The organism is Variovorax sp. F042, assembly GCF_057814215.1.
The window spans coordinates 1-295 of the sequence record NZ_JBVASX010000072.1 but is presented as its reverse complement, the minus strand read 5'-3'; the positions used below and the strand labels follow the sequence as shown (position 1 = coordinate 295).

Genomic DNA, 295 nt, shown 5'->3' with positions numbered 1-295 from the left:
CCATGGCCCACTCGTGCGGCGACCGGTACAGCGACATGCGCGTGGCCGCGAGAGAGACATAGCCGTTGTCCAGCATCGGGAACACATAGTTCTCGCAACACTGGTCGAGGACGGAAAGGATGTCGGCTTCTTGCCAGCTCAGCATGGATGCTCCCGAGCCCGAGGTGGGCTTTCGGGGCGACTTTAACGGTGGCCGAAAGATGCCGCCCCGGCCGCAGCCCACGATGCGCTGCGCCAGCGCAACCAGCGATCGGTCCGACCCCGCCGGTCCGAGCAGCGAAATGCCCAGCGGCGC

1 protein-coding gene is annotated in these 295 nt (G+C 66.4%); it reads right to left on the bottom strand.

The window, feature by feature from the left end; all coding sequences use genetic code 11:
* On the bottom strand, positions 1-145 hold a 145-nt coding region (locus tag ACZYSP_RS35450; protein WP_489019233.1), incomplete at its 3' end, for a DUF7003 family protein.
* Positions 146-295: the final 150 nt, after the last annotated feature.